The sequence below is a fragment of the Limosilactobacillus pontis DSM 8475 genome (assembly GCF_001435345.1).
Taxonomy (GTDB): Bacteria; Bacillota; Bacilli; order Lactobacillales; family Lactobacillaceae; genus Limosilactobacillus; species Limosilactobacillus pontis.
Genome location: NZ_AZGO01000055.1, coordinates 39,953 through 58,550 on the forward strand (window position 1 = coordinate 39,953; position 18,598 = coordinate 58,550).

Sequence of the window (18,598 nt, forward strand, 5' to 3'; positions counted from 1 at the left end):
TAATGTTTGTCGCCCACCCGCATAGCGGGTGGTTTTTTGTTTCGCACACTCGCTTCACTCGCGCACTCAACTAGGCCTAAAGGCACTAATAAAAGCCGCCGTAACCTCACCAAGTGAAGTTACGACGGTTTATTTATGACCCATTATTTAACTTCCATTCGCTTAAACATCAGGCCGGGAACCGCGTTGAGGTCCATACCAGCATGATCACCGTGCTGATAGTCAACGTAACCAGCAGCCCCAATCATGGCGGCGTTGTCCCCACACAGCTTCAGTGGGGCCTGGAGCATTCCCACTTCGGGATGGTACTTGGCCATGTCGTGGTCAAGCCGGGTCCGCAGGCCATGGTTAGCGGCCACCCCACCGGCCAGAATCAGCTGCTTGACCGGGTAGCGATCGAGAGCCCGCATCGTCTTCTCCGCCAGGACATCGACGACACTCTGCTGGAAGCTGGCGGCCAGGTCATACTTGTTCAGCTGCTCGCCCCGCTGGTCGGCATTGTGGACCGTATTAATGAAAGCACTCTTCAACCCGCTGAAGCTAAAGTCGTAATTGGCCTCCTTTTCCATTGCCCGGGGAAAGTGGAAAGTGTCATGACCCTGGGCTGCCCACTCGTCGATTGTCTTCCCAGCCGGGTAGTTGACCCCCAGCACCCGACCGATCTTGTCGTAAGCCTCACCGGCCGCATCGTCGCGCGTCTCCCCAATGATCTCATACTCATGTTCCTTAGGCATGTAAACAAGTTCCGTGTGCCCGCCGGAAACCAGCAGAGCCATCTGGGGATACATGAATTCACCGACGTAGCGTGCCGCATACAGGTGACCAGCCATGTGGTTAACCGGAATCAGCGGCAAGTGGTGGGCCCAGGCGACCACCTTGGCAGCGGTGACCCCGACCAGCAGGGAGCCGACCAGACCAGGACCATAGGTAACGGCCACGGCTGCGATGTCACCGTAGCCGACCCCGGCCTCTTCCAGAGACTGGTCAACACACCGGGTGATCCACTCGATATGGTGCCGACTGGCAACCTCGGGAACCACCCCACCGAAACGCTGGTGGCTGTCAATTTGGGTGGCCACCACATTGCTGAGGATCTTGGTGCCGTTTTCGACCACGGCCACGCTGGTTTCATCGCAACTGGTTTCAAACGCTAAAATGAGCGTACGTTCTGCCATAACTATCTCTGCTCTCCTTTACTCAATAGGTCCGCTTCCATGTCCACCGCGTCCTCATGGTTATCGAGGTAGTAGCGGTGTTTGATCTCTCGCTCCCGAAAGCCCAGCTGTTCGTACAGCTTCCGGGCAACCAGGTTGTGTACCCGCACCTCCAGACTCACCGAGTGCAGCTGGGTATGACGGGCGTAATTAAGGGCGGTACTGATCAGGTAAGTACCAATCCCCTTATGCTGGTAGCCAGGGGTAACACCGATATTGGTGATGTGCAGGTCGAGACGGTACCAATCGACCGCCATCCCGATGAAGCCGACGACCCGACCATCGTCGACGATCACCAGATAGAGGCGGTCGTGGGGTCGGCGTAATTCAATCTGAAAGGCGGCGTAGCTCCACGGTGCAGTCCCGTAGATGGCCCGTTCGATCTCAACCATTGTCTTGATGTCCTGCTCCGCTGCCATCCGAACGACGTACTGGTGACGCTTGATCATCACCACCCGGCGCGCGAAGTCCAGCATCGGCCACTTCCGACCGTTGATGTTAACCCGGCACCAGCTCTTAAACTTCTCGAACATAATTCTTCCTGGTAACTCCCGGGTGGAGCTTTTGCCAGTTAGCCTCCGCCTCAGTAATCCTTAGGTAATGTGGCACAAACGGGTCAATCTCCTTAACGGCCGGCTGGTCTACCCCCACTAACGCCAACTGGTAGGTCGATGGAATCCCGTAGGCCCGTGGTGCCAGGCTGACGTTTTGCGGCAGCTTTTCAAACTGATCGGCCAGCTTCTTCGTCACGTGCCCCACCATGATCACCTGCTGGTCAATCTTAGCTAACTGAGTGAGCAGGTCGCTCATCGCCAGGTGCTGGTCAGCAATCTGGCTGGTTAGCTGACCATCCTTCCACTGGTAGGCCCCCGCAAAGACGTTTCCTCGCCGGGTATCAAAGAACGGTACGATGATTGCCGTAGTCATCGGCAGGACGTTACGGGCAACCACCTCAAGGCTGGAGACCCCAACCAGGTCGATGTTGAGGGTGTCGGCCAGGACCTTAGCCGTGGTGGCCGCGATCCGAATTCCAGTATAGGATCCCGGTCCCTGGGCTACGACGACCCGGTCCAGGTCGGTCGGGGACCACTTAACCAGTTGACAGAGGCGATCGATCGTCGGCATCAGGTAGATGCTGTGGTTGCACACCATGTTAAGCGTGGTCGTCGCCAGGAGCTGGTCATCCTCGACCAGGGCCACACTCATCGGGTGGTTTGACGTATCAATTGCTAATACTTTCATTTTCCGTCCATCCTTTCAAATCACAACTAACATCTTATCACAACCGGTCCCATTAGTCCCGGGCATGAACCTATTGAACCTATTCATCGCGGTTCTGCACACCCAGCATCCGCCCTAGGGCCGCATAGTCGATCGGGGTCGCCTGGTTGAAGGCATCCACCAGCTGGTCCTGGTGACGAGGAAAATTGATGTACTGGTGATGCTGAATCGCCAAGAGCTGAAGAAATGTCTTAGTACTGCGCCCGTTACCCTCGCGGAAAGGGTGGTACTCGTTGATGTTGTCCAATAATTCAGCATAGGCGCTGGCGGGCGGACCTCCTGGTTGGCCTTAGATAGCAAGATATTAATCCACCGGGTCGTCTCACGGAAAGTATGGAAGTCCTGAAAGACGTGCCCGGCCTTGGCCAGGTTATAATTGCGGACCTCCCCCGCCCAGGCGTAGAGGTCGTCAAACAGGAAGCGGTGCACCACCGTCAGCTGATCAATCGTCTCAATCCGTGGAAACTGAGCCGCGTGCTGGAGAAGGGCGACCATGTTGGCATTGACCATTTGAAACTCAAGCCGGGCCAGCTCGGTCGCATCGGTAATCCCCCGCTTGTTCTTCAGGGTGCCGTTAGGGTACTTGAAACGGTCAAACAGTTCCTGGTCAGTCATTGAAACTCCTCCTTAAACTTCCGGTTGGCACGGCTAGCCGCGTCCTGGGCCTCCTGGGCTGCCCGTTGGACATCGCTGACGGTTGGCCGCCAGTCTTCGTAGACATTGAACAGCATCGCATCCCGCACACAACGGTAGCACTGCCGATCAGCAATAGCGACCCCCATGATCGTCTGTTGCTGGTTATCAAAACTAAACTGCACCTGCATTCCCCTCCTTACCATAAACAGCCCCATTATAGCAGGGATCCATACAAATAAAAATCTACCGGCTAACATTGTCAGCACGGTAGATTTACCAAATTAATTATCGTTGATTAGTCGCGATCATCATAGCCCTTTGGATGGGTTGAGTGCCACTTCCAGGCCGTGGCGATGATGTCGTGAACGTCGTCGTACTTCGGATCCCAGCCCAGAATCGTCCGGGCCTTGTCACTGGCGGCAACCAGTGAGTCGGGGTCACCGGGACGCCGTGGGGCCATCTTGGCCGGAATTGGCTTGCCGGTAACTTCCCGAGCAGCTTCCAACATCTGCTTGTTGGAGAAGCCAGTGGAGGAACCAAGGTTGAAGGCGTTGGACTTGTTGCCAGCCTTCAGGTACTTGATGGCCAGAATGTGAGCATCGGCTAGGTCCATGACGTGAACATAGTCACGAACGTTGGTACCATCTGGTGTGTTGTAGTCGTCACCGAAGATGCTCAGTTCCTTACGCTTACCCTGGGCAACCTGCAGGATAATTGGAACCAGGTGGGTTTCTGGACCGTGATCCTCACCAATCGTACCATCAGGAGCGGCACCGGCAACGTTGAAGTAGCGCAGGGCAACGAACTTGATGCCGTAAGCCTTATCCGCCCAGGCCATCATCTTCTCCATCATCAGCTTACTCAGGCCGTATGGGTTGATTGGCTTCTGTGGGTCAGTTTCCTTAATTGGCATGTGCTCAGGAACCCCATAGGTAGCAGCGGTCGAACTGAAGACGATGTACTTGATGTTGTGATCACGCATTTCCTCCAGGAGGGTGATCATACCACCAGTGTTGTTGTCAAAGTACTTCAGTGGCTTGCTCATTGATTCAGGAACAATTGAGAAGGCCGCAAAGTGAACCACGGCGGTGATGTCCTCGTTGTCAAAGACCTTGTCCAAGAACTTCCGGTCCCGGATATCCCCTTCGTAGAACTTTGCCTTCGGGTTAATGGCGTCCCGGTGACCTGTTGACAGGTTATCGGCCACGACCACGTCCTCACCGTGTTCGATTAAATCCTTGACCATGTGAGAGCCGATGTATCCGGCACCACCAGCAACTAAAATTGCCATACCAAATTCCTCCTTGTGTCGACTAGCTAAGCGCGAAATCGTTTACTTGATTTATCTTTCAATTGGCATTGTAGCACAGTTTACCCACCAGGGCGAGTAAATTTTAGTAAAAATTACGTAAAAATGAAACCGCTTCACTTGTGATCCTTATTGGGTGTCAGATCAAGAAGGTCCATCGCGTGTTCAAGGTACTTGACGAGGACCCCCTCCCGCAGGCCGCTATTACTGAAGCTAACCTCGTCGATGGCCAACTGGCGCATCAGAGCCAACAGGGGTAGTAGACCGCCGATTACAACGTCAGCCCGTTCCTTCATGACCCCGCGAATGCTGGCCCGGGTTGCCCGGTCGGCCTCAAGCAGCTGGTGCATGATGGCGAAGGCCGTTTCCGAACGCAGGGTCAGCCCCTGGACCGGTGCCGCCTTGCCATCAACCGCGTTACGCCAACGGTAGATCTTCGCTAGGGCCCGGTTACTACCGCCCAGGGCGATGATCTTGCTCCGCTGGAAACGGTTTAGCCAGCGTTGGTGGGAGAGGACCTCATCGACCTCAACCATAGCGTCAAACAGGTCGGCAGCATCGACTTGGTCCCCCAGGTGGTAACGCTGGGAGAGGGTCACCGAGCCGAGGGGAATACTGACCGTTTCCTCGGCAGCCCCATCCTCAACGGCGATCAGCTCCATGCTGGCGCCCCCGGTGTCAATGATGATCCCCCGCTTCAACGGCAGGGTGCTGGTAACCCCAACATAGTCCAGGTAGGCCTCCTGCTCACCGGAGATTACCTGGATGTCAAAGCCGCTCTCCTCCTTAACCTGCTGGAGAAATTCCTGCTGGTTCTTGGCTTGCCGGACCGCGGCCGTAGCCACCGCTACTACCTTTTTATCTTCATACTGATCACAGATCTGGCGGAACTCGCGCAGGGCGCTGAGGGTCCGCTGCATTGGCTCCTCCTTTAAGACCTTCTCCGTCCCCATCCCTGAAGACAGGCGAACATAGCGTTTCTCGTAGTGTTTGGTCACCGTCTGACCATCCGGCTGGAGCTCACTGATCTTGAGGCGGATCGAGTTGGATCCCAGGTCAATTACCACTAGGTGCTTATTCATGCGAATCACTCTTCTCGTCATTGAGGTGCAGGGACGGCACATGCTTGGACAGGGTCTCAAAGACCGAGGCCAGGTGGCGCTGGCTCTTGTGCTGGTGCCGCGTTTGGCGGTTCAACTTCTCCGCCTCCGCTACGAAGTACTCCTGGGCATTGAACGGAGCCGCGTCACCACGGTCAATCCGCTCGTAATGGTCGCCCTCCAGGATCCGGGCCTTGGTGTTATCCCTCCACATGATGTTAAAAATCTGAATGGCCCGGGCTTTGGTATCGGCCTGCTTGACCGGGTAAAGCTCCTCGACCCGCCGGTTAAGATTCCGGGTCATCATGTCGGCACTGGCCAGGTAGATTTCCTCGTTGCCATTACCCTTGAAGTAGTAAATCCGAGAGTGTTCCAGAAAGCGGCCGACGATCGAATGGACCTCGATGTTACCGTGGAGTTCCGGCAGGTCGTTGCGCAGGCAGGTGATCCCCCGGATAATCAGTTGGATTTTGACCCCGTTTGCTGCCGCATCATATAGGCGGGCGATGATCTGCTTATCGGACAAGGAGTTCATCTTCATCCGGATCAGGGCGGGCCCGCCGTTTTTTGTCACTGCGATCTGCTCATCAATCTTCTTGTTGATAAACTCCCGGATCCCATTTGGTGAAACCCGGAGCTGGTGGAAGTATGGCGGCCGGGCGAACCCGGACAGCATATTGAAGAGATTGGTCATGTCAATTCCTAGTTCGTGATCGCAGGTGAAGAGGCCCATGTCAGTGTAGAAGTGCGCCGTGACGTCGTTGTAGTTCCCGGTCCCCAGGTGCATGTAACGCCGGAGACCATCCTCATCCCGCCGAATGACCAGGGCAACCTTACAGTGGGTCTTCAGGCCAACCAAGCCGTAGATGACGTGGCAGCCCATCCGTTCCAGCCGTTGGGCCCAACGGACGTTGTTCTGCTCATCAAAGCGGGCCTTGACCTCGACCAGGACGGTGACCTGCTTGCCACGCTGGGCCGCCATCCCCAGGTACTTGATGATCGGGGAGTTCCCGGAAACCCGGTAGAGGGTCATCTTAATCGCCAGGACCTCGGGATCGACGGCCGCCTGGTGGATAAAGTTAACCACGGCGTTGAAGTTATCATAAGGGTGCTGGACCAGGTAGTCCTTCTCCCGGATCGACTGGAAAATATTATGATCCATGTCCAGTTTCGGGTTGAGGTAGGGCTTGAACGGCTTGTAACGCAGGTCGTCGTGGCCATCGACCATCCCCGACAGTTTCTTTAGGAAGGTCAGGTCGACCGGCCCGTCCACCCGGTAGAGGGAGCGTTCGTTGACGTGCAGGTTGTCGATCAGCTGGTCCTCCAGCCAGGGATCAATATCGTGCTCGACCTCTAGCCGCATAACCTGACCGTGTTCACGTTCACGAAGCTGGTGCTTAACTGCCCGGAGCAGGTCGGAGGTATCCTCCTCGGCCACGTCGAGGTCCATGTCCCGCATGACCCGGTAGGTGGCCGTCTCGATGATCTGATAGCCCGGGAAGAGCAGCGACAGAAACTCCTTGATCAGCTCGTCGATCAGGATGAAGTTATTCTCCCCCGGTAACCGGACCAGGCGTTTATAGATCTCCGGGACCCGGACCGTGGCGAATTTAATGTCGGCTTCCTTGGAGTCGTCGTGGGGCTCGTTCTGGTGGCGTTCCACCTCTTGGTCCCCCTCCAGGATCTCCTTGGTCTTCATCGACATGGCCCGCTGGGTAGGGTCACGCCGTAATTGGACCGCGATGTTTAGGGAATTGTTGGAGATAAACGGGAATGGCCGGGAGCTGTCATCAGCCATCGGGGTCAGGACCGGCATCAGCTCATCATTGAAGTAGCGGCGAATAAACTCGTACTGCTTGTCGTCGAGGTCCTTAACATGAAGGATCTTGATTCGCTGCTCAGCCAACTGGGGAATGATCTGCTGGTTATAGACCGTGTAGCGCTCCTCCACCATCCGGTGCTCCTTCTCGTTGACCGCATCCAGCTGTTCCTGCGGAGTCAGCCCGGACGCATCGGTCGTGGTGACGTTTGCCGCCGCCAGCTTGTGCAATGAAGCCACCCGGACCATGAAGAACTCGTCAACGTTACTCTGGGTGATCCCCAGGAAGTTGGCCCGTTCTAACAGCGGATTATCCATGTCCGTCGCCTCACCGAGGACCCGGCCGTTGAAGTCAATCCAACTGAGTTCCCGGTTCACATAATTTTCTGGCTTATAGAAATCCTTATACATAATATTAGTGTCCGCCCCTTTCAATCAATACTGGCTTGATGCCGAATACGTCGTTAAATAGCTGTGACTTCTTGCTAAACGACCACTTCTCAAGGACCAGGTCGTCGTTAGCACTCGCCTTGATCTTGAGGAGGTGATCGTCGGTCAGCTTGAGCTTGATCACCGAAATCTTCTGCTGGCGTGAGTCATCCAGGGAGTCGACCAGGCGGAGAATCGCCGCCAGCTTGGCCACAACCAGCTGGATATCATCATCCATTTGCCGGTAGTGTTCCTGGGCTGCCGTCGGGCTCTCAGCACTGTGGTACCGGGCCACCTCAGCAATGATCTGGTTGTCATCATCGGAGAGGCCAATCAGTGGGTTGGACTTCAGAATGTAGGCCGAGTGCCGGTAGTGGCTCTCCTGGTTGATAAAGTTCCCAATATCGTCGACCTTGCTAGCAATCTCCAGCAGGAGGCGGGCATGGTTGTCCAGCCGATGAATCGGCCGCAATTGGTCGAAAAACTGGAGGGCGAACCTGGTCACAAAGTCCTTGTGGGCCGGATCAACCCCGTAACGCTGGGCAAGATCATCGGCGGAGGTTCGGATCATCGTGTTGATCTGGCTCTGAGCCCGGTTATCCGCAAAGCCGTTGACCAGACCATCCATCATTGAGATGTCGGTTACGTAGATGCTCAATGGATGAACCAGGTAGGCCGTCCGGGCGATCACCAGGTAGTTGGGCACGACTAGGCGTTGCTCTTGTTCGGTGGTGACATCCTGCGCCCACGGCTGCTGGTCATTGATCTTGATCCCCAGGGTCTGGTTGGCTCGTTTCAGCGGCTCCTGAGGAATTTCCGCCAGGTGCTCCCCCTCCTTGATGTAGTGGTTGCTCAATACCGGAGCATTTTGGATCAGCAGGACGGTCCGCTTCTTACGCTTCAGCTCGGGTGAGATGTATTCCAGCTTGCTCGAGATGTAATCCTGGATAATTTCCTGGGGATTGGTGGTCGTCTGGCGCAGCCGCTGGACCAGCCGGCTGATCTTGGCCCCACCGAGGTCAATCTCCCACTGTTTCTCGAAATTGCCATGGTGGAAGAAGGCCAGGGTCATCGAGTCTAGCCCCAGCGTCAGCAGGTACAGGCAGTGCTTGCTCAATGCCTTGAACTCGGTCAGGTGGTTAACAACGCAGCCCATCGTCTTGGCCATCAGCTGGTTGTTGTTCAGCCAGTGAATTGTGAACCCAGTGCGGACCTCAAGCTGGTCGGCAACGTAGCGGGCATCAATCGGGGCCAGGTCCTCGATTGCCCCGTAGAAGTGCACGTCTTGGACCTGGTAGTCCTTCAGCTGCTGTTTGAACCCGTCGAGGTTGTTGACGATTGCGGCCATATTCTGGGCATAGTTGGCAATCTTGCCACTGCCTAGCGCCAGCGCTCCGGAATGAACGTCATTGATCACGCGGCCCTTTGGCAGTTCGATTATCCGCAGACTAACTTGGTCAGGCTCCAAATAGATCACTGCAGTCAATGAATTCTTCACACTAATCACTCCTCTTCTTCATAATTCTTTACTCATTGATAATTATAAAGCATTTGTCTAATGGTCAATAGTTAAAAAGAAAAAAATATGACTGGGAGAAATCATTTCTCCCCAGCCATTTATTGAATATTGTAATGCGGTTGCCAAAAGCCTAATCGACCTCGCATTAAGCACCCGGGCACCACGGAGCCTAGCCGTCTTAATTGTCGCCATCATTCATTTCGCGGACCCGGCCAGGATGACCATAAGCATAGCCCTGCCGAAGGTTAATCCCGAGCTGGTTAGCAAGTTCCACCTGTGTGTTATCCTCAACCTTACCGACAACTGGTACCACCCGATGTTCCTGGGCCCGCCACTGCCATTGGGCAATGGTAACGTCGATCCAGTGGTCAGCAGACTTATTGAAGGCCGAAGCATCAAACTTAAGGTAATCAATATACGGTAAGAAGCCCCTTAGGCGTCGCCACATCCGCTTTGACGAATCCACGTTTTCAATTGCTACCTGGATGCGTGCATGGTCGAGCCGCTTCAGGACGATCCGCATTCGTTGACGCTGGAGGAATCGCGCGCGACAGATATCCACGGCATTAAGTTCAACTGACAGGCGCCAGTCACCAACCATCCCCTGGGCCCATTTGAAAAAGTATTCCGCCCGGAAGTCACTAATCTGGTTAACCGTCATGTTTAGGGCTAACACCTTGATTGTCGAGGTAATATAGGGATCAATCTCACTGACCGCGTAAACCATCCTGCTTAACGGGAAGTCGATGACATCCGTCGGTAGGTACCAGCGATGATTTTGTGAGTCAAATGCCCGCAACAGTAGTTCATAGCCGTAAACTTTCCCCCGCTGATCATAGACCGGTTGACCAAAATATTCATACCGACTGTCAAAGCCCTGATCATCATCAATCCCACGCTTGGTCCGGTAACGAACGTGGGCCTCAATGCAAAAGGCAAGACAGATAATGGTGAAGGCCACGAAGACCCACCAGAGAAAAATCCGCAACTCAGTCATTGCTACCAGCCTTCCTTTCCGTGCTAACCCACTTACCATTTCCGTAACCCGCCACGGCCTTAACCGCCCTGAGGAAGGTCGTAACGATCGTCAGGGGGTTGACGATCCAGGTGAAGAGCAGGTAGATCGGCGAAAACATCAGGTAACGCAGCTTGGCACCGTTGAAGTCGAGGAGCAGTGCCGCCAGGACCTGAAACAGCCCCGCCACGAGCTGGAAGGTGACGAAGATCATACTCATCACGATCCCGTGCCAAATCCGCTCGTAATTGCCGACGACGGCAAAGTGAATCATCAGCAGGACAAAGATAATACTCGTAATCCAAAAGAAAAATGACCAGATGATCGAAAGAGTCGTGTCGGTAAGCATCGGGATGATGAAGCGGTATCGCCAAGGATGACGCAACACCTTGGTAAAGTTAGTTAGCCAGACTTCGGTTCCACCCTGTGCCCAGCGTTTACGCTGCTTATAGAGGTCGGCAAAGGATTCCGGCACATTCATATGGAAGACAATGTCGGGGGCAAACTTAGGGGTCACGTTCATGAAGGTATGATCCCAGGCAATGCTGATGTCCTCCGTCGCCCGATCCTGCCGAAAACCGCCGACGTTGATCAAAAAGTCACGGCGATACATCGTGTTGGCCCCACTATAGGCATACATGGTATTGTTGAGGGCCGTCTGACTGCGCTTGATGATCCCCACGATACTCGAAAATTCGACGGTCTGCGGCTTTCCCCAGAGGGTGGACCGGTTATAGACGTCCATATTAGCCGTGATGGCGGCGTAGTTGATCCCCTCCGGACTCGTGAAGTAGCGCATGTACTTCGTTAGGGCATCACGTTCAGGGATCGTGTCCGCATCGTTGCTCAGGATGTAGTCACCCTTAGCAAAGAAGATTCCGATGTTAAAGGCATGGGCCTTCCCCTGGTTTTCCTCAATCCGGATGGTCCGCAGACGGGGATATTTCTCCTGGAGCTCATGGATAATCTGCGGGGTGGCATCGGTACTGCCATCGTCCATCACCAGGATCTCGTAATTATGGTAGGTGAGCTCATTTAGGAGGTACTCTAGGGTCCCCTGGATAACGACCTCCTCATTGTGGGCCGGAATCATAATCGTGACCAATGGTTCCGTCGTCAGCTGGTTGTCTGTTGGTGCCAGCTCCTCATCGTGGCGAAAGGTCATGTAGGAGAGGGCCCCAAAGAACCAGAATAGGGCCCCGAGAATCGGGTAGAGACAGAGGATTAAGTTAATAACCAGTAGGAAGGCCATCCACGGTGATCTAGTCTGAAAGACCGTACTCATAATGTTAGAAACCATTATTCAGCCTCCTCACCATTGACAACCTGTTTCAACTGATTTTCCTTAGGTTCTGGTTGGCCTTAACCGTATAGTTTCGGCGGGCCCGGCGTTTCGCCTCACTATCAAAACGGGCCGTCATAAATAGCTCATCTCGTTCTCGCTCATGCCGATTTTTCGCCATATCAAACATCGGCCACTTCGTCATCAGCCCATGTGCCCGCTGCAACTGGATATAGCCCATGGCAAAGCAAAACACCGCAATAACCCCGAGTGCAAAGCTCAGGAAGATCATTAGAAAGTTTAGCTCCTGAAAGCCCTCAGCGTAGTGCCAGAAGAAGTGGCCATGCCGGCCATGTGTACGGTAAGCAACGTAGCTAGCAACCGTGATCGTGATGGGGACGATTAAGACCAACCAGCTCAGCACGACCACCACCGTCTGCCAAATCTTGGTCCCCCAGTGACCACGCATGAAGTAGCGATCTCGATAGCTTTTAGTTGTCGTATTTTTCATTTTTATCAATCTAATAATAGGGTCATATCCATCCCCTATTGTTTCTCCTTACTTTGCATATAAACAAATAATCTAAAAAAGTATAACATAAAAAAGCGTCATAACGAATCTTATCGGTAATTCGTTATTTTCTCACCCATCTTCATCCAGCTACTAATAACACCCCAATAATTTGTCAATTTACGACTGGATTTAATTCCCAATTGGCTGTAAAATTTGAAAGCCATTGCAAAATATATTGACGAGAAGGTGAAACTACTTTGGCCGCTAAAATATTTGACGCCGTTATCTATCTACCAATCATTGTAATCACAATGATTATCGCCCAGATTTACTTTGAAGACTACCGCAAAACGGTCCGCAGCCGCCGTCAGATTATCCTGACCCTGATCGTGGCCGTCAGTTACTTTGTCCAGGAGTACTGCCTCCTCCAGATCTCCCTGATCAATATCAACGAGGTGGCCTTCATGATGGTGGTCCCCTTCACGATGCTTTTCCGAAATAACCACGATAAGATTTGGTGGGGACTGCTCATCTAGACCCCGCTGTTCGCCAACACCGTCGAGGTCCTGACTAGAATCGAACCCCTGCACAACTGGTGGGTCGGCTGCCCGAGTCCGCCGTCTTCCTTATCATCTGTGCGGCTTTGACCACTTGGCAGTACTGGTCACTCCAGGTCCGCTATATTATGGCCATCAGCAGCCTGGGCCTAGTTGAGTTGGTCTCTCTGGCCATCAACAACCGTTTCACGATTGCCAATATCGCCGCGGCCACGTTTGGCCTGCTCCTCATTCTTATCTTCGAGGGCCAACGTTACAAAAACGAGATCAAGAACCAGCAACGCATCAACCTTCTACGTAGGGAAAGTGAACGTGATGACCTGACGGGACTTCTCAACTATCGGGCCCTCAGTCAGGAGATCAAGGCCCTAACCCAAAACCGGTCAATTCATAATATAGTGATCGGTGGGCTCGACATTGACCACTTCAAGAAGATTAACGATACGTATGGACACTTTGTGGGTAATGAAGTCTTAAACCATTTCTCGACCGTTCTTCGTAACCGAACCCACACCGCCTTTCCCAATCATGGCTACGTCTACCGCTTCGGGGGTGAGGAATTCTCGATTGTCGTCTCCAACCACTCCATCAAAGAGGTCTACAGCGGTCTCCAACTAATTGAGGAGGAGATGGCTGGACAGCCGATCACTACCAAGGAGGGTATCACTGTTTTCATCAGTTTCTCCGCCAGTTTGACTAATCATTTGAATGGTGAGCAGCTAGACGATACCTTGAAATGGGCAGATAAAATGTTGTATAGTGTAAAGAACAGCGGTCGTGGCTGGATCGTCACTGATCACCATACATCGGTAAAAAAAGTCCACCGAATTGATCGCTAACACGGGACCATAATTGAAAAAGAATTGTGTGAAGACAATCCTTAATGAGCAATTACAATTACACAATATTTTTCAACCCATTCTCCGGGTTGACCAGCAGCTCCACGCAACGGTCGACACTTACGAAATGCTAATGCGTGATGCGGCGGGAAACTTTCCAGGAACCGATTTTCTGACTAGTCTCACGACCCCCGGGGGGAATGAACGCTGGATCACAATTAGTCAGGCCTCCCTTAAGAATACCCTGATGGGCCACTCCCAACGGAAGATCTACATTAACATCGAACCCTGTCAGCTGGACTTTGCTAGTACCTGGAAATTTTTAAGTAACATTCACCAACAGTACGGCGCTCAGGTTGCCATTGAGCTAACCGAACGTCGTGAAACGCTTCATGATCCGGAATACCTGGATCATGAAATTACCCGCCTCCGTCGAATTGGCTTTGAGCTGGCAATCGACGACGTCTGTGCCGGTAGCAACAGCTACGCGTTCGTCGCCCGCCAACTTGGTACGATTCACCGCATCAAGCTATCCCTCCTCCTGTTTAAGAACGAGGACCAAACAACTAGGCAACACTTTGTCGATGCCTGGCTTACCTTCGCGGCTGAACACCAACTGGACTTTGTTATCGAAGAAATTGCCGATCGCAAGCTCGCCCGCCGCTTTGCCGGTAACCCCACCATCCTTCAACAGGGCTTCTACTGGGGAAGAGGCACCGCTAACATTTGAGTGCAAAAAAGAAGCTTCATAAGTCAATGACTTGTGAGGCTTCTTTTATTTACCCTATTTAATTGGTGTCCAGGTCAACTCCGCCGTCGCGCAATCCTGGCCGTCGACAACGATCACATGCCGACTATGCAGGCCGTTATCATCGACCAGCTGGTACTGACTAGTAACGCTCGCCCCCGCCTGAACCTCGTGCTCGTATTTAATCACCAGCTTAACCGGTCGATGGTGGCGAAGGAATTCACCACCGAGGGGGTCGAGTAACCAATCGAGGTAGCGGGCGTTATTCACGTGGTGGTTGACGTCAATGTCAAAGTAACGAACCCGGTACTGCTGACTCACTGGCGCTTCCGCCGTGATCGACCCGGGCCGCCCCAACCGGGGAAGCCGCTTTTCTTCCGGTGACTCAAAGGGGGTGATCAAAGCCGGTGGGATCGACATCAGCCGCCGCTTCTTTAGGTTCATGAAGACGAAGGTTGCACGCAGGTGGAGGTAACGGTGTGTGTGGTTGGCGTCATCCATCCAGAACTCCCGTAACGCGAAGAAACGATTATAAGCAACTGCTCGTGTTCCCAAGATAACCTGATCACCAAAGGTCGGTTGTTCAGGTGACAGGCGCCCATCGTATTCAGTAATCACCCAGGCTTCTCCAGTTGCCTGGATGGTGGCGGTATCCATCCCCAGAGCGATACTGTGGGCGTCGGAGACCATCGTCATCATACTAAGCAACATGCTCATGGTCGGGTGACCAGTATCGTCGCACTCATAGTAGGTCAGCCGGTGGGCGATCTCGTATACCTGCTTATCTTGCTGTAAGTCCATCCCGTGCCTCCTATAGGTTATGGTACTGCTTGTAAAGTTCCTGGCGCTTGATGTGGTTACGCTTGGCAACCAGTTTGATGGCCGCATTGGTGGAAAGGCCGTTGACAATCGCCTTGTCCACCTGTTCGGTCAGCGAAAGACCTTCATCGTTATCAACTGCCGCGGCCTGCGGGTTGGGGTTGCCAGCCACCAAAACGACAAACTCACCCCGGGCTTGGTGGTCGGTAAACCAGTCGCGCAGTTCACCCAGGTGTCCCCGGCTAAACTCCTCATAACGCTTCGTCAGTTCCCGGGCAAGGACGGCGGGCCGGTCATCGCCGAACGCCTCCGCCATCGTCGCCAGGGTCTTCTTCAGTCGGTGCGGAGCCTCATAGAAGATCATTGTCTCCGGTCGATTCACCAATTCCTGAAGGGCCGTCACCTGCTGCTGGTGCTTGCGTTCCAAAAAGCCGTAGAAGTAAAACGGCTGCGGAACCAGGCCCGAGGCAATCAGGGCAGTCAGCCCCGCGTTGGCTCCTGGCAGCGGGATAACTGGAATACCAGCCTGGACTGCCGCCGCCACCAGTTCCTTTCCGGGGTCAGAGATGGAGGGCATCCCCGCATCGCTGCACTGGGCAATGTCCATCCCGTCCTGGAGTTTGGCCAATAATTCGGGAATCCGCTGCTCGGTATTGTGCTCATGAAAGCTAATCTGACGAGTATCAATCTCGAAGTGGTTCAGCAACTGCTGGGTGTGGCGGGTGTCCTCCGCCGCAATCAGGTCAACATCACGGAGGGTCTTAATCGCCCGAAAGGTCATGTCATCAAGGTTGCCAATCGGGGTTGGCACCAGGTAGAGGTGTCCCACCTGCTGATTATTAAAACTGCTAATCTGTTGCATCATTTCACCTACTTTGCTTTGTCGGGATCATGGCCGAAGATGACGTCCGTACAAAAGGCACAGGATTCACCCGGGGCCAGACGCTTACCAAAGTACTCACTGCAAACGTGGAAGCCCTGCTGGTAGAGCTCCTTCAGGTTCTGCCGCGAGCCAGACAGCTTGGCCTCACCACTTTGATCCTTCATCTTCTTAATTGCCTTACGGAGGTGGTCATTCTCAATCGACAGTTCGGCGTTTTGTTCCAACACCTCCGTGATCTGGGCCTGAAGCTGCTCCATGTTAGCAACCAGTTCCCGGGTCTGTTTCATCACCTGGGCAAAACGGTCATAGATATTCTCATTTGCTTGTTTCTCACTCATTATTCTGCCCCCACTGCACGCAATGTCTGAACAATCCTGATGGTCAGCTGCTCGACGATGTTTTGGAAGTTAACGTTTTGACCGAGTAGGTGCCTGATCTCCAGGGTCAGCTGACTGACCGTCAACAGCTGGGCCATCGAATACTGGCCCGCCAGCGCCTGCATCTGTCCCTGCTCGTTGACGAAGTGCAGTCGATCCGGATCGCTGATGCCGTTGGCCACCAGTAAGGCGTCGCGCCAAATCAGGGTAATCAGGTCGAGTAAGACCTGCTGCTTATCACGGTCAGTGGCCAACTTGACTAGCTTGGTCTGGACCTCGACAAAGGCCAACATGTTCCCCTGACTGACACTATTGAACCACTGACTGACCCCAGTGACCGCCTGTGCGAACCAGCCGTCAGCACACCACTCCTGAACCTGCTGAACGGAATCGGTGAGGCCAATCGCCACCAGCCGTTGCCCCTTGGGAATTTCCAGGGCGGCCAACTGATCAAGCAGGTCAGCGCGCCTTAGCGGTTGCATCTCGATCACCTGGGTCCGTGACCGGATTGTCGGTAGAACTGCGCTCTTGTTGGTAGTCAGCATCAGGATGTAGACTCCGGGACCGGGCTCCTCAATGAACTTCAAAAGGCTGTTAGCCGCCCCGGTAGTCATCTTATCGGCATCCTGGATGATGAAGAGCTTCTGGCTCCCCTCCATGGCACTCTTGGTAAACTCGGCCTTCAGATGGCGAATCTCGTCCACCTTAATTTGCCGTCCTTCCGCCGCGGCAGTCACAATGTCCGGGTGGTTACCGGACAGAATCCGCTGACACTCGGCACAGGTCAGATCCGGCTCACCATCCTGCGGGTGCAGGCAAAAGAGGCGGAGGGCCAGCCAACGGGCCACCTCAAGCTTGCCGGATCCATCAGGGCCAACGAACAGGTAGGCATGGGCCAGTTCGTGCTTGTCCAAGATCCGCTTGAGCCGGGCAACAATCCGTGGTTGGAGCCTTTCGGCACGTTCTTGTGGTTCCTCAGCCAAATTGATCCCCCACTTACTTAAAACTTGATGAAGTCATCAACGGGCAGGACAAAGACCGTTGCCCCGCCGACCTTAACGTTAACCGGGAAGGCCGAGCCGCCTTCCACGTCCATGTGCATCTGTGATGTAATGTATTGCTCCCGTGACTTGGCATTCTTCTTGATGACGTTTAAGACGTCCTGAACCCGGTCATCCTGGATTCCGATCAGAAAGGTCGCGTTCCCCTCACGCAGGAAGCCCCCAGTGGTGGAGAGCTGGGTCACCTGAATGCTGGCAGCCGTGAATGCCTTCCGCAGACGGCTGCTATCCTTTGCTTGAACAATGGCCACAATCATCTTCATTATAATCACCTCTGTGTTTCGTTTGCGAATAGTTCTGGGTAGCGCTGGTTGATCACCCGTTTGACGTTGGCAACCACCTGGTCGAGGGGCTGGCTGGCGTCAACCAGCTTGATCCGGTCCGGGTCGTCCTTCTGGAGGTCCAGGAAGGCGTGGCGAACCATATGGTGGAAGGATAGCTTTTCCTTGTCCAGACGATTTACTTGGTCAGCACGGTGCTCGGCGATCCGACGCAGGCCGACCTCCGAAGGCACGTCCAGGTCAATCGTCAATCCCGGCATCAGGCCGTCAATCGCGTACTGGTTGAGCTTCCAGATGGTCTCCTCTCCCAGCTGACGTCCGGCACCCTGATAGACCAGCGAGCTGTCAACATAGCGATCACACAGGATCACCTTGCCGGCCGCCAGTGCGGGGCGCAGGGTGGAAACGACGTGTTGGCGCCGGGATGCGGCAAAAAGTAGGGCCTCGGTACGGGCGTCCATGTCCTTGTTCTCCGGGGCGAAGAGCACCTGCCGGATCTGCTCGGCAATCGGGCTGCCGCCCGGCTCCCGTGAGTATAACACCTGGTTTTCCCCCAGTTGAGCTATTAGGTCAGCCTTGATCTGGCGGATGACACTGGTCTTACCCGCACCATCGGGCCCCTCAAAAGAGATAAATTTTCCACTCATGCTTGCTTTCCCTTCTATTGGCTGACAATGCCATGGTTGAGCTGGCCGTGCACGTGGTAGCGCCGGGCAATCCGGTACAGGTAGAGATACTTCTGCTCCTGCAGGTGGGCCCGGTCCTGAAGCTCGCTGCTGACGTTGGCCTCATAGACGGCCCGCTCGGTCTCCCGGGCATGGTCCCAGCTGGCCTTGGTCTCATAGATCGTGGCCAATAGCCGCTGGTTGCGTTCTTGCGCTACCTCGTGCTTGGGTTGATGTCTGAATAGCATTT

At 54.1% G+C, this 18,598-nt stretch carries 23 protein-coding genes; 4 read left to right on the forward strand and 19 right to left on the reverse strand.

Going from position 1 to position 18,598, the window contains the following annotated elements; all coding sequences use genetic code 11:
- Window positions 1-143: 143 nt before the first annotated feature.
- The 4 genes from tsaD to FD34_RS05095 all read right to left on the reverse strand — a co-directional run bounded on the left by tsaD (window position 144) and on the right by FD34_RS05095 (window position 2,742).
- On the reverse strand, window positions 144-1,175 hold the full coding sequence (tsaD, locus tag FD34_RS05080; protein ID WP_057807402.1) for a tRNA (adenosine(37)-N6)-threonylcarbamoyltransferase complex transferase subunit TsaD: 1,032 nt from the start codon (window positions 1,173-1,175) through the stop codon (window positions 144-146).
- Window positions 1,176-1,177: 2 nt separating this feature from the next.
- Window positions 1,178-1,747 carry a ribosomal protein S18-alanine N-acetyltransferase gene (gene rimI, locus FD34_RS05085; protein ID WP_057807405.1) on the reverse strand — a complete coding sequence of 190 codons (570 nt, stop codon included), beginning with the start codon at window positions 1,745-1,747 and terminating at the stop codon, window positions 1,178-1,180.
- Entirely contained in the window at window positions 1,731-2,456 is a 726-nt protein-coding gene (gene tsaB, locus FD34_RS05090; protein ID WP_057807407.1) for a tRNA (adenosine(37)-N6)-threonylcarbamoyltransferase complex dimerization subunit type 1 TsaB, read from the reverse strand. Before tsaB ends, rimI begins: the two co-directional genes overlap by 17 nt.
- Window positions 2,457-2,535: 79 nt before the next feature.
- Window positions 2,536-2,742: a hypothetical protein gene (locus FD34_RS05095; RefSeq protein WP_057807409.1), complete on the reverse strand. Its 207-nt coding sequence runs from the start codon at window positions 2,740-2,742 to the stop codon at window positions 2,536-2,538.
- Between the two features lie 86 nt (window positions 2,743-2,828).
- On the opposite strand from FD34_RS05095, the gene FD34_RS08605 reads away from it, so the two are divergent.
- The gene (locus tag FD34_RS08605) at window positions 2,829-3,113 is read left to right on the forward strand and encodes a hypothetical protein (protein ID WP_057807411.1); all 285 of its coding nucleotides are present in this window, start codon (window positions 2,829-2,831) and stop codon (window positions 3,111-3,113) included.
- Here the strand turns inward: FD34_RS08605 and FD34_RS05105 are convergent.
- The 8 genes from FD34_RS05105 to FD34_RS05140 all read right to left on the reverse strand — a co-directional run bounded on the left by FD34_RS05105 (window position 3,107) and on the right by FD34_RS05140 (window position 12,115).
- The gene (locus tag FD34_RS05105) at window positions 3,107-3,313 is read right to left on the reverse strand and encodes a hypothetical protein (protein WP_057807413.1); all 207 of its coding nucleotides are present in this window, start codon (window positions 3,311-3,313) and stop codon (window positions 3,107-3,109) included. The two genes, FD34_RS08605 and FD34_RS05105, sit on opposite strands and share 7 nt — an antisense overlap.
- Window positions 3,314-3,426: 113 nt before the next feature.
- Complete coding sequence (gene galE, locus FD34_RS05110) at window positions 3,427-4,422, reverse strand: UDP-glucose 4-epimerase GalE (protein WP_057807415.1); 996 nt, start codon at window positions 4,420-4,422, stop codon at window positions 3,427-3,429.
- A 134-nt stretch (window positions 4,423-4,556) separates the two neighbouring features.
- On the reverse strand, window positions 4,557-5,522 hold the full coding sequence (locus tag FD34_RS05115; RefSeq protein ID WP_057807418.1) for a Ppx/GppA family phosphatase: 966 nt from the start codon (window positions 5,520-5,522) through the stop codon (window positions 4,557-4,559).
- Window positions 5,515-7,770, reverse strand: a complete 2,256-nt coding sequence (locus FD34_RS05120) for an RNA degradosome polyphosphate kinase (RefSeq protein WP_057807420.1) — start codon at window positions 7,768-7,770, stop codon at window positions 5,515-5,517. Before FD34_RS05120 ends, FD34_RS05115 begins: the two co-directional genes overlap by 8 nt.
- A gap of 4 nt (window positions 7,771-7,774) precedes the next feature.
- Window positions 7,775-9,286, reverse strand: coding sequence for a hypothetical protein (locus FD34_RS05125; protein WP_057807422.1), 1,512 nt, complete (start codon window positions 9,284-9,286; stop codon window positions 7,775-7,777).
- A gap of 199 nt (window positions 9,287-9,485) precedes the next feature.
- Window positions 9,486-10,304, reverse strand: coding sequence for an EAL domain-containing protein (locus FD34_RS05130; protein ID WP_057807424.1), 819 nt, complete (start codon window positions 10,302-10,304; stop codon window positions 9,486-9,488).
- Window positions 10,297-11,622: a glycosyltransferase family 2 protein gene (locus FD34_RS05135; protein WP_057807426.1), complete on the reverse strand. Its 1,326-nt coding sequence runs from the start codon at window positions 11,620-11,622 to the stop codon at window positions 10,297-10,299. The genes FD34_RS05130 and FD34_RS05135 overlap by 8 nt, the downstream gene beginning before the upstream one ends.
- 31 nt (window positions 11,623-11,653) lie before the next feature.
- The gene (locus FD34_RS05140; protein ID WP_057807428.1) at window positions 11,654-12,115 is read right to left on the reverse strand and encodes a hypothetical protein; all 462 of its coding nucleotides are present in this window, start codon (window positions 12,113-12,115) and stop codon (window positions 11,654-11,656) included.
- A gap of 260 nt (window positions 12,116-12,375) precedes the next feature.
- On the opposite strand from FD34_RS05140, the gene FD34_RS08780 reads away from it, so the two are divergent.
- The 3 genes from FD34_RS08780 to FD34_RS05150 all read left to right on the forward strand — a co-directional run bounded on the left by FD34_RS08780 (window position 12,376) and on the right by FD34_RS05150 (window position 14,244).
- Entirely contained in the window at window positions 12,376-12,654 is a 279-nt protein-coding gene (locus FD34_RS08780) for a hypothetical protein (RefSeq protein WP_235805992.1), read from the forward strand.
- Between the two features lie 107 nt (window positions 12,655-12,761).
- Window positions 12,762-13,514, forward strand: a complete 753-nt coding sequence (locus tag FD34_RS05145) for a GGDEF domain-containing protein (RefSeq protein WP_235805993.1) — start codon at window positions 12,762-12,764, stop codon at window positions 13,512-13,514.
- 28 nt (window positions 13,515-13,542) lie between these two features.
- On the forward strand, window positions 13,543-14,244 hold the full coding sequence (locus FD34_RS05150) for an EAL domain-containing protein (RefSeq protein WP_191980204.1): 702 nt from the start codon (window positions 13,543-13,545) through the stop codon (window positions 14,242-14,244).
- Between the two features lie 54 nt (window positions 14,245-14,298).
- Here the strand turns inward: FD34_RS05150 and FD34_RS05155 are convergent, their stop codons facing one another.
- The 7 genes from FD34_RS05155 to FD34_RS05185 are packed head-to-tail and all read right to left on the reverse strand — an operon-like array spanning window position 14,299 to window position 18,596.
- Window positions 14,299-15,063, reverse strand: a complete 765-nt coding sequence (locus tag FD34_RS05155) for an acyl-[acyl-carrier-protein] thioesterase (protein ID WP_057807430.1) — start codon at window positions 15,061-15,063, stop codon at window positions 14,299-14,301.
- A 10-nt stretch (window positions 15,064-15,073) separates the two neighbouring features.
- Entirely contained in the window at window positions 15,074-15,943 is an 870-nt protein-coding gene (gene rsmI / locus FD34_RS05160) for a 16S rRNA (cytidine(1402)-2'-O)-methyltransferase (RefSeq protein WP_057807431.1), read from the reverse strand.
- Between the two features lie 8 nt (window positions 15,944-15,951).
- Window positions 15,952-16,302 (reverse strand): DNA replication initiation control protein YabA, encoded by a 351-nt coding sequence (locus tag FD34_RS05165; protein ID WP_057807433.1) that lies wholly within the window; start codon window positions 16,300-16,302, stop codon window positions 15,952-15,954.
- The gene (gene holB / locus FD34_RS05170; RefSeq protein ID WP_057807435.1) at window positions 16,302-17,324 is read right to left on the reverse strand and encodes a DNA polymerase III subunit delta'; all 1,023 of its coding nucleotides are present in this window, start codon (window positions 17,322-17,324) and stop codon (window positions 16,302-16,304) included. Before holB ends, FD34_RS05165 begins: the two co-directional genes overlap by 1 nt.
- Window positions 17,325-17,341: 17 nt before the next feature.
- Entirely contained in the window at window positions 17,342-17,665 is a 324-nt protein-coding gene (locus FD34_RS05175) for a cyclic-di-AMP receptor (RefSeq protein WP_057807437.1), read from the reverse strand.
- Between the two features lie 5 nt (window positions 17,666-17,670).
- A complete protein-coding gene (tmk, locus tag FD34_RS05180; RefSeq protein WP_057807440.1) occupies window positions 17,671-18,330 on the reverse strand; it encodes a dTMP kinase in 660 nt (219 codons plus the stop codon).
- A gap of 14 nt (window positions 18,331-18,344) precedes the next feature.
- Window positions 18,345-18,596 carry a YaaL family protein gene (locus FD34_RS05185; protein WP_057807442.1) on the reverse strand — a complete coding sequence of 84 codons (252 nt, stop codon included), beginning with the start codon at window positions 18,594-18,596 and terminating at the stop codon, window positions 18,345-18,347.
- Window positions 18,597-18,598: the final 2 nt, after the last annotated feature.

Excerpts from the sequence above, each read along its gene's own strand:
- tsaD (WP_057807402.1), bottom strand. The coding sequence starts at position 1,175 with ATGGCAGAACGTACGCTCATTTTAGCGTTTGAAACCAGTTGCGATGAA.
- rimI (WP_057807405.1), bottom strand. The coding sequence starts at position 1,747 with ATGTTCGAGAAGTTTAAGAGCTGGTGCCGGGTTAACATCAACGGTCGG.
- tsaB (WP_057807407.1), bottom strand. The coding sequence starts at position 2,456 with ATGAAAGTATTAGCAATTGATACGTCAAACCACCCGATGAGTGTGGCC.
- FD34_RS08605 (WP_057807411.1), top strand. The coding sequence starts at position 2,829 with ATGGAAGTCCTGAAAGACGTGCCCGGCCTTGGCCAGGTTATAATTGCG.
- galE (WP_057807415.1), bottom strand. The coding sequence starts at position 4,422 with ATGGCAATTTTAGTTGCTGGTGGTGCCGGATACATCGGCTCTCACATG.
- FD34_RS05115 (WP_057807418.1), bottom strand. The coding sequence starts at position 5,522 with ATGAATAAGCACCTAGTGGTAATTGACCTGGGATCCAACTCGATCCGC.
- FD34_RS05120 (WP_057807420.1), bottom strand. The coding sequence starts at position 7,770 with ATGTATAAGGATTTCTATAAGCCAGAAAATTATGTGAACCGGGAACTC.
- FD34_RS05130 (WP_057807424.1), bottom strand. The coding sequence starts at position 10,304 with ATGACTGAGTTGCGGATTTTTCTCTGGTGGGTCTTCGTGGCCTTCACC.
- FD34_RS05135 (WP_057807426.1), bottom strand. The coding sequence starts at position 11,622 with ATGGTTTCTAACATTATGAGTACGGTCTTTCAGACTAGATCACCGTGG.
- FD34_RS05140 (WP_057807428.1), bottom strand. The coding sequence starts at position 12,115 with ATGAAAAATACGACAACTAAAAGCTATCGAGATCGCTACTTCATGCGT.
- FD34_RS05155 (WP_057807430.1), bottom strand. The coding sequence starts at position 15,063 with ATGGACTTACAGCAAGATAAGCAGGTATACGAGATCGCCCACCGGCTG.
- rsmI (WP_057807431.1), bottom strand. The coding sequence starts at position 15,943 with ATGCAACAGATTAGCAGTTTTAATAATCAGCAGGTGGGACACCTCTAC.
- FD34_RS05165 (WP_057807433.1), bottom strand. The coding sequence starts at position 16,302 with ATGAGTGAGAAACAAGCAAATGAGAATATCTATGACCGTTTTGCCCAG.
- FD34_RS05175 (WP_057807437.1), bottom strand. The coding sequence starts at position 17,665 with ATGAAGATGATTGTGGCCATTGTTCAAGCAAAGGATAGCAGCCGTCTG.
- tmk (WP_057807440.1), bottom strand. The coding sequence starts at position 18,330 with ATGAGTGGAAAATTTATCTCTTTTGAGGGGCCCGATGGTGCGGGTAAG.
- FD34_RS05185 (WP_057807442.1), bottom strand. The coding sequence starts at position 18,596 with ATGCTATTCAGACATCAACCCAAGCACGAGGTAGCGCAAGAACGCAAC.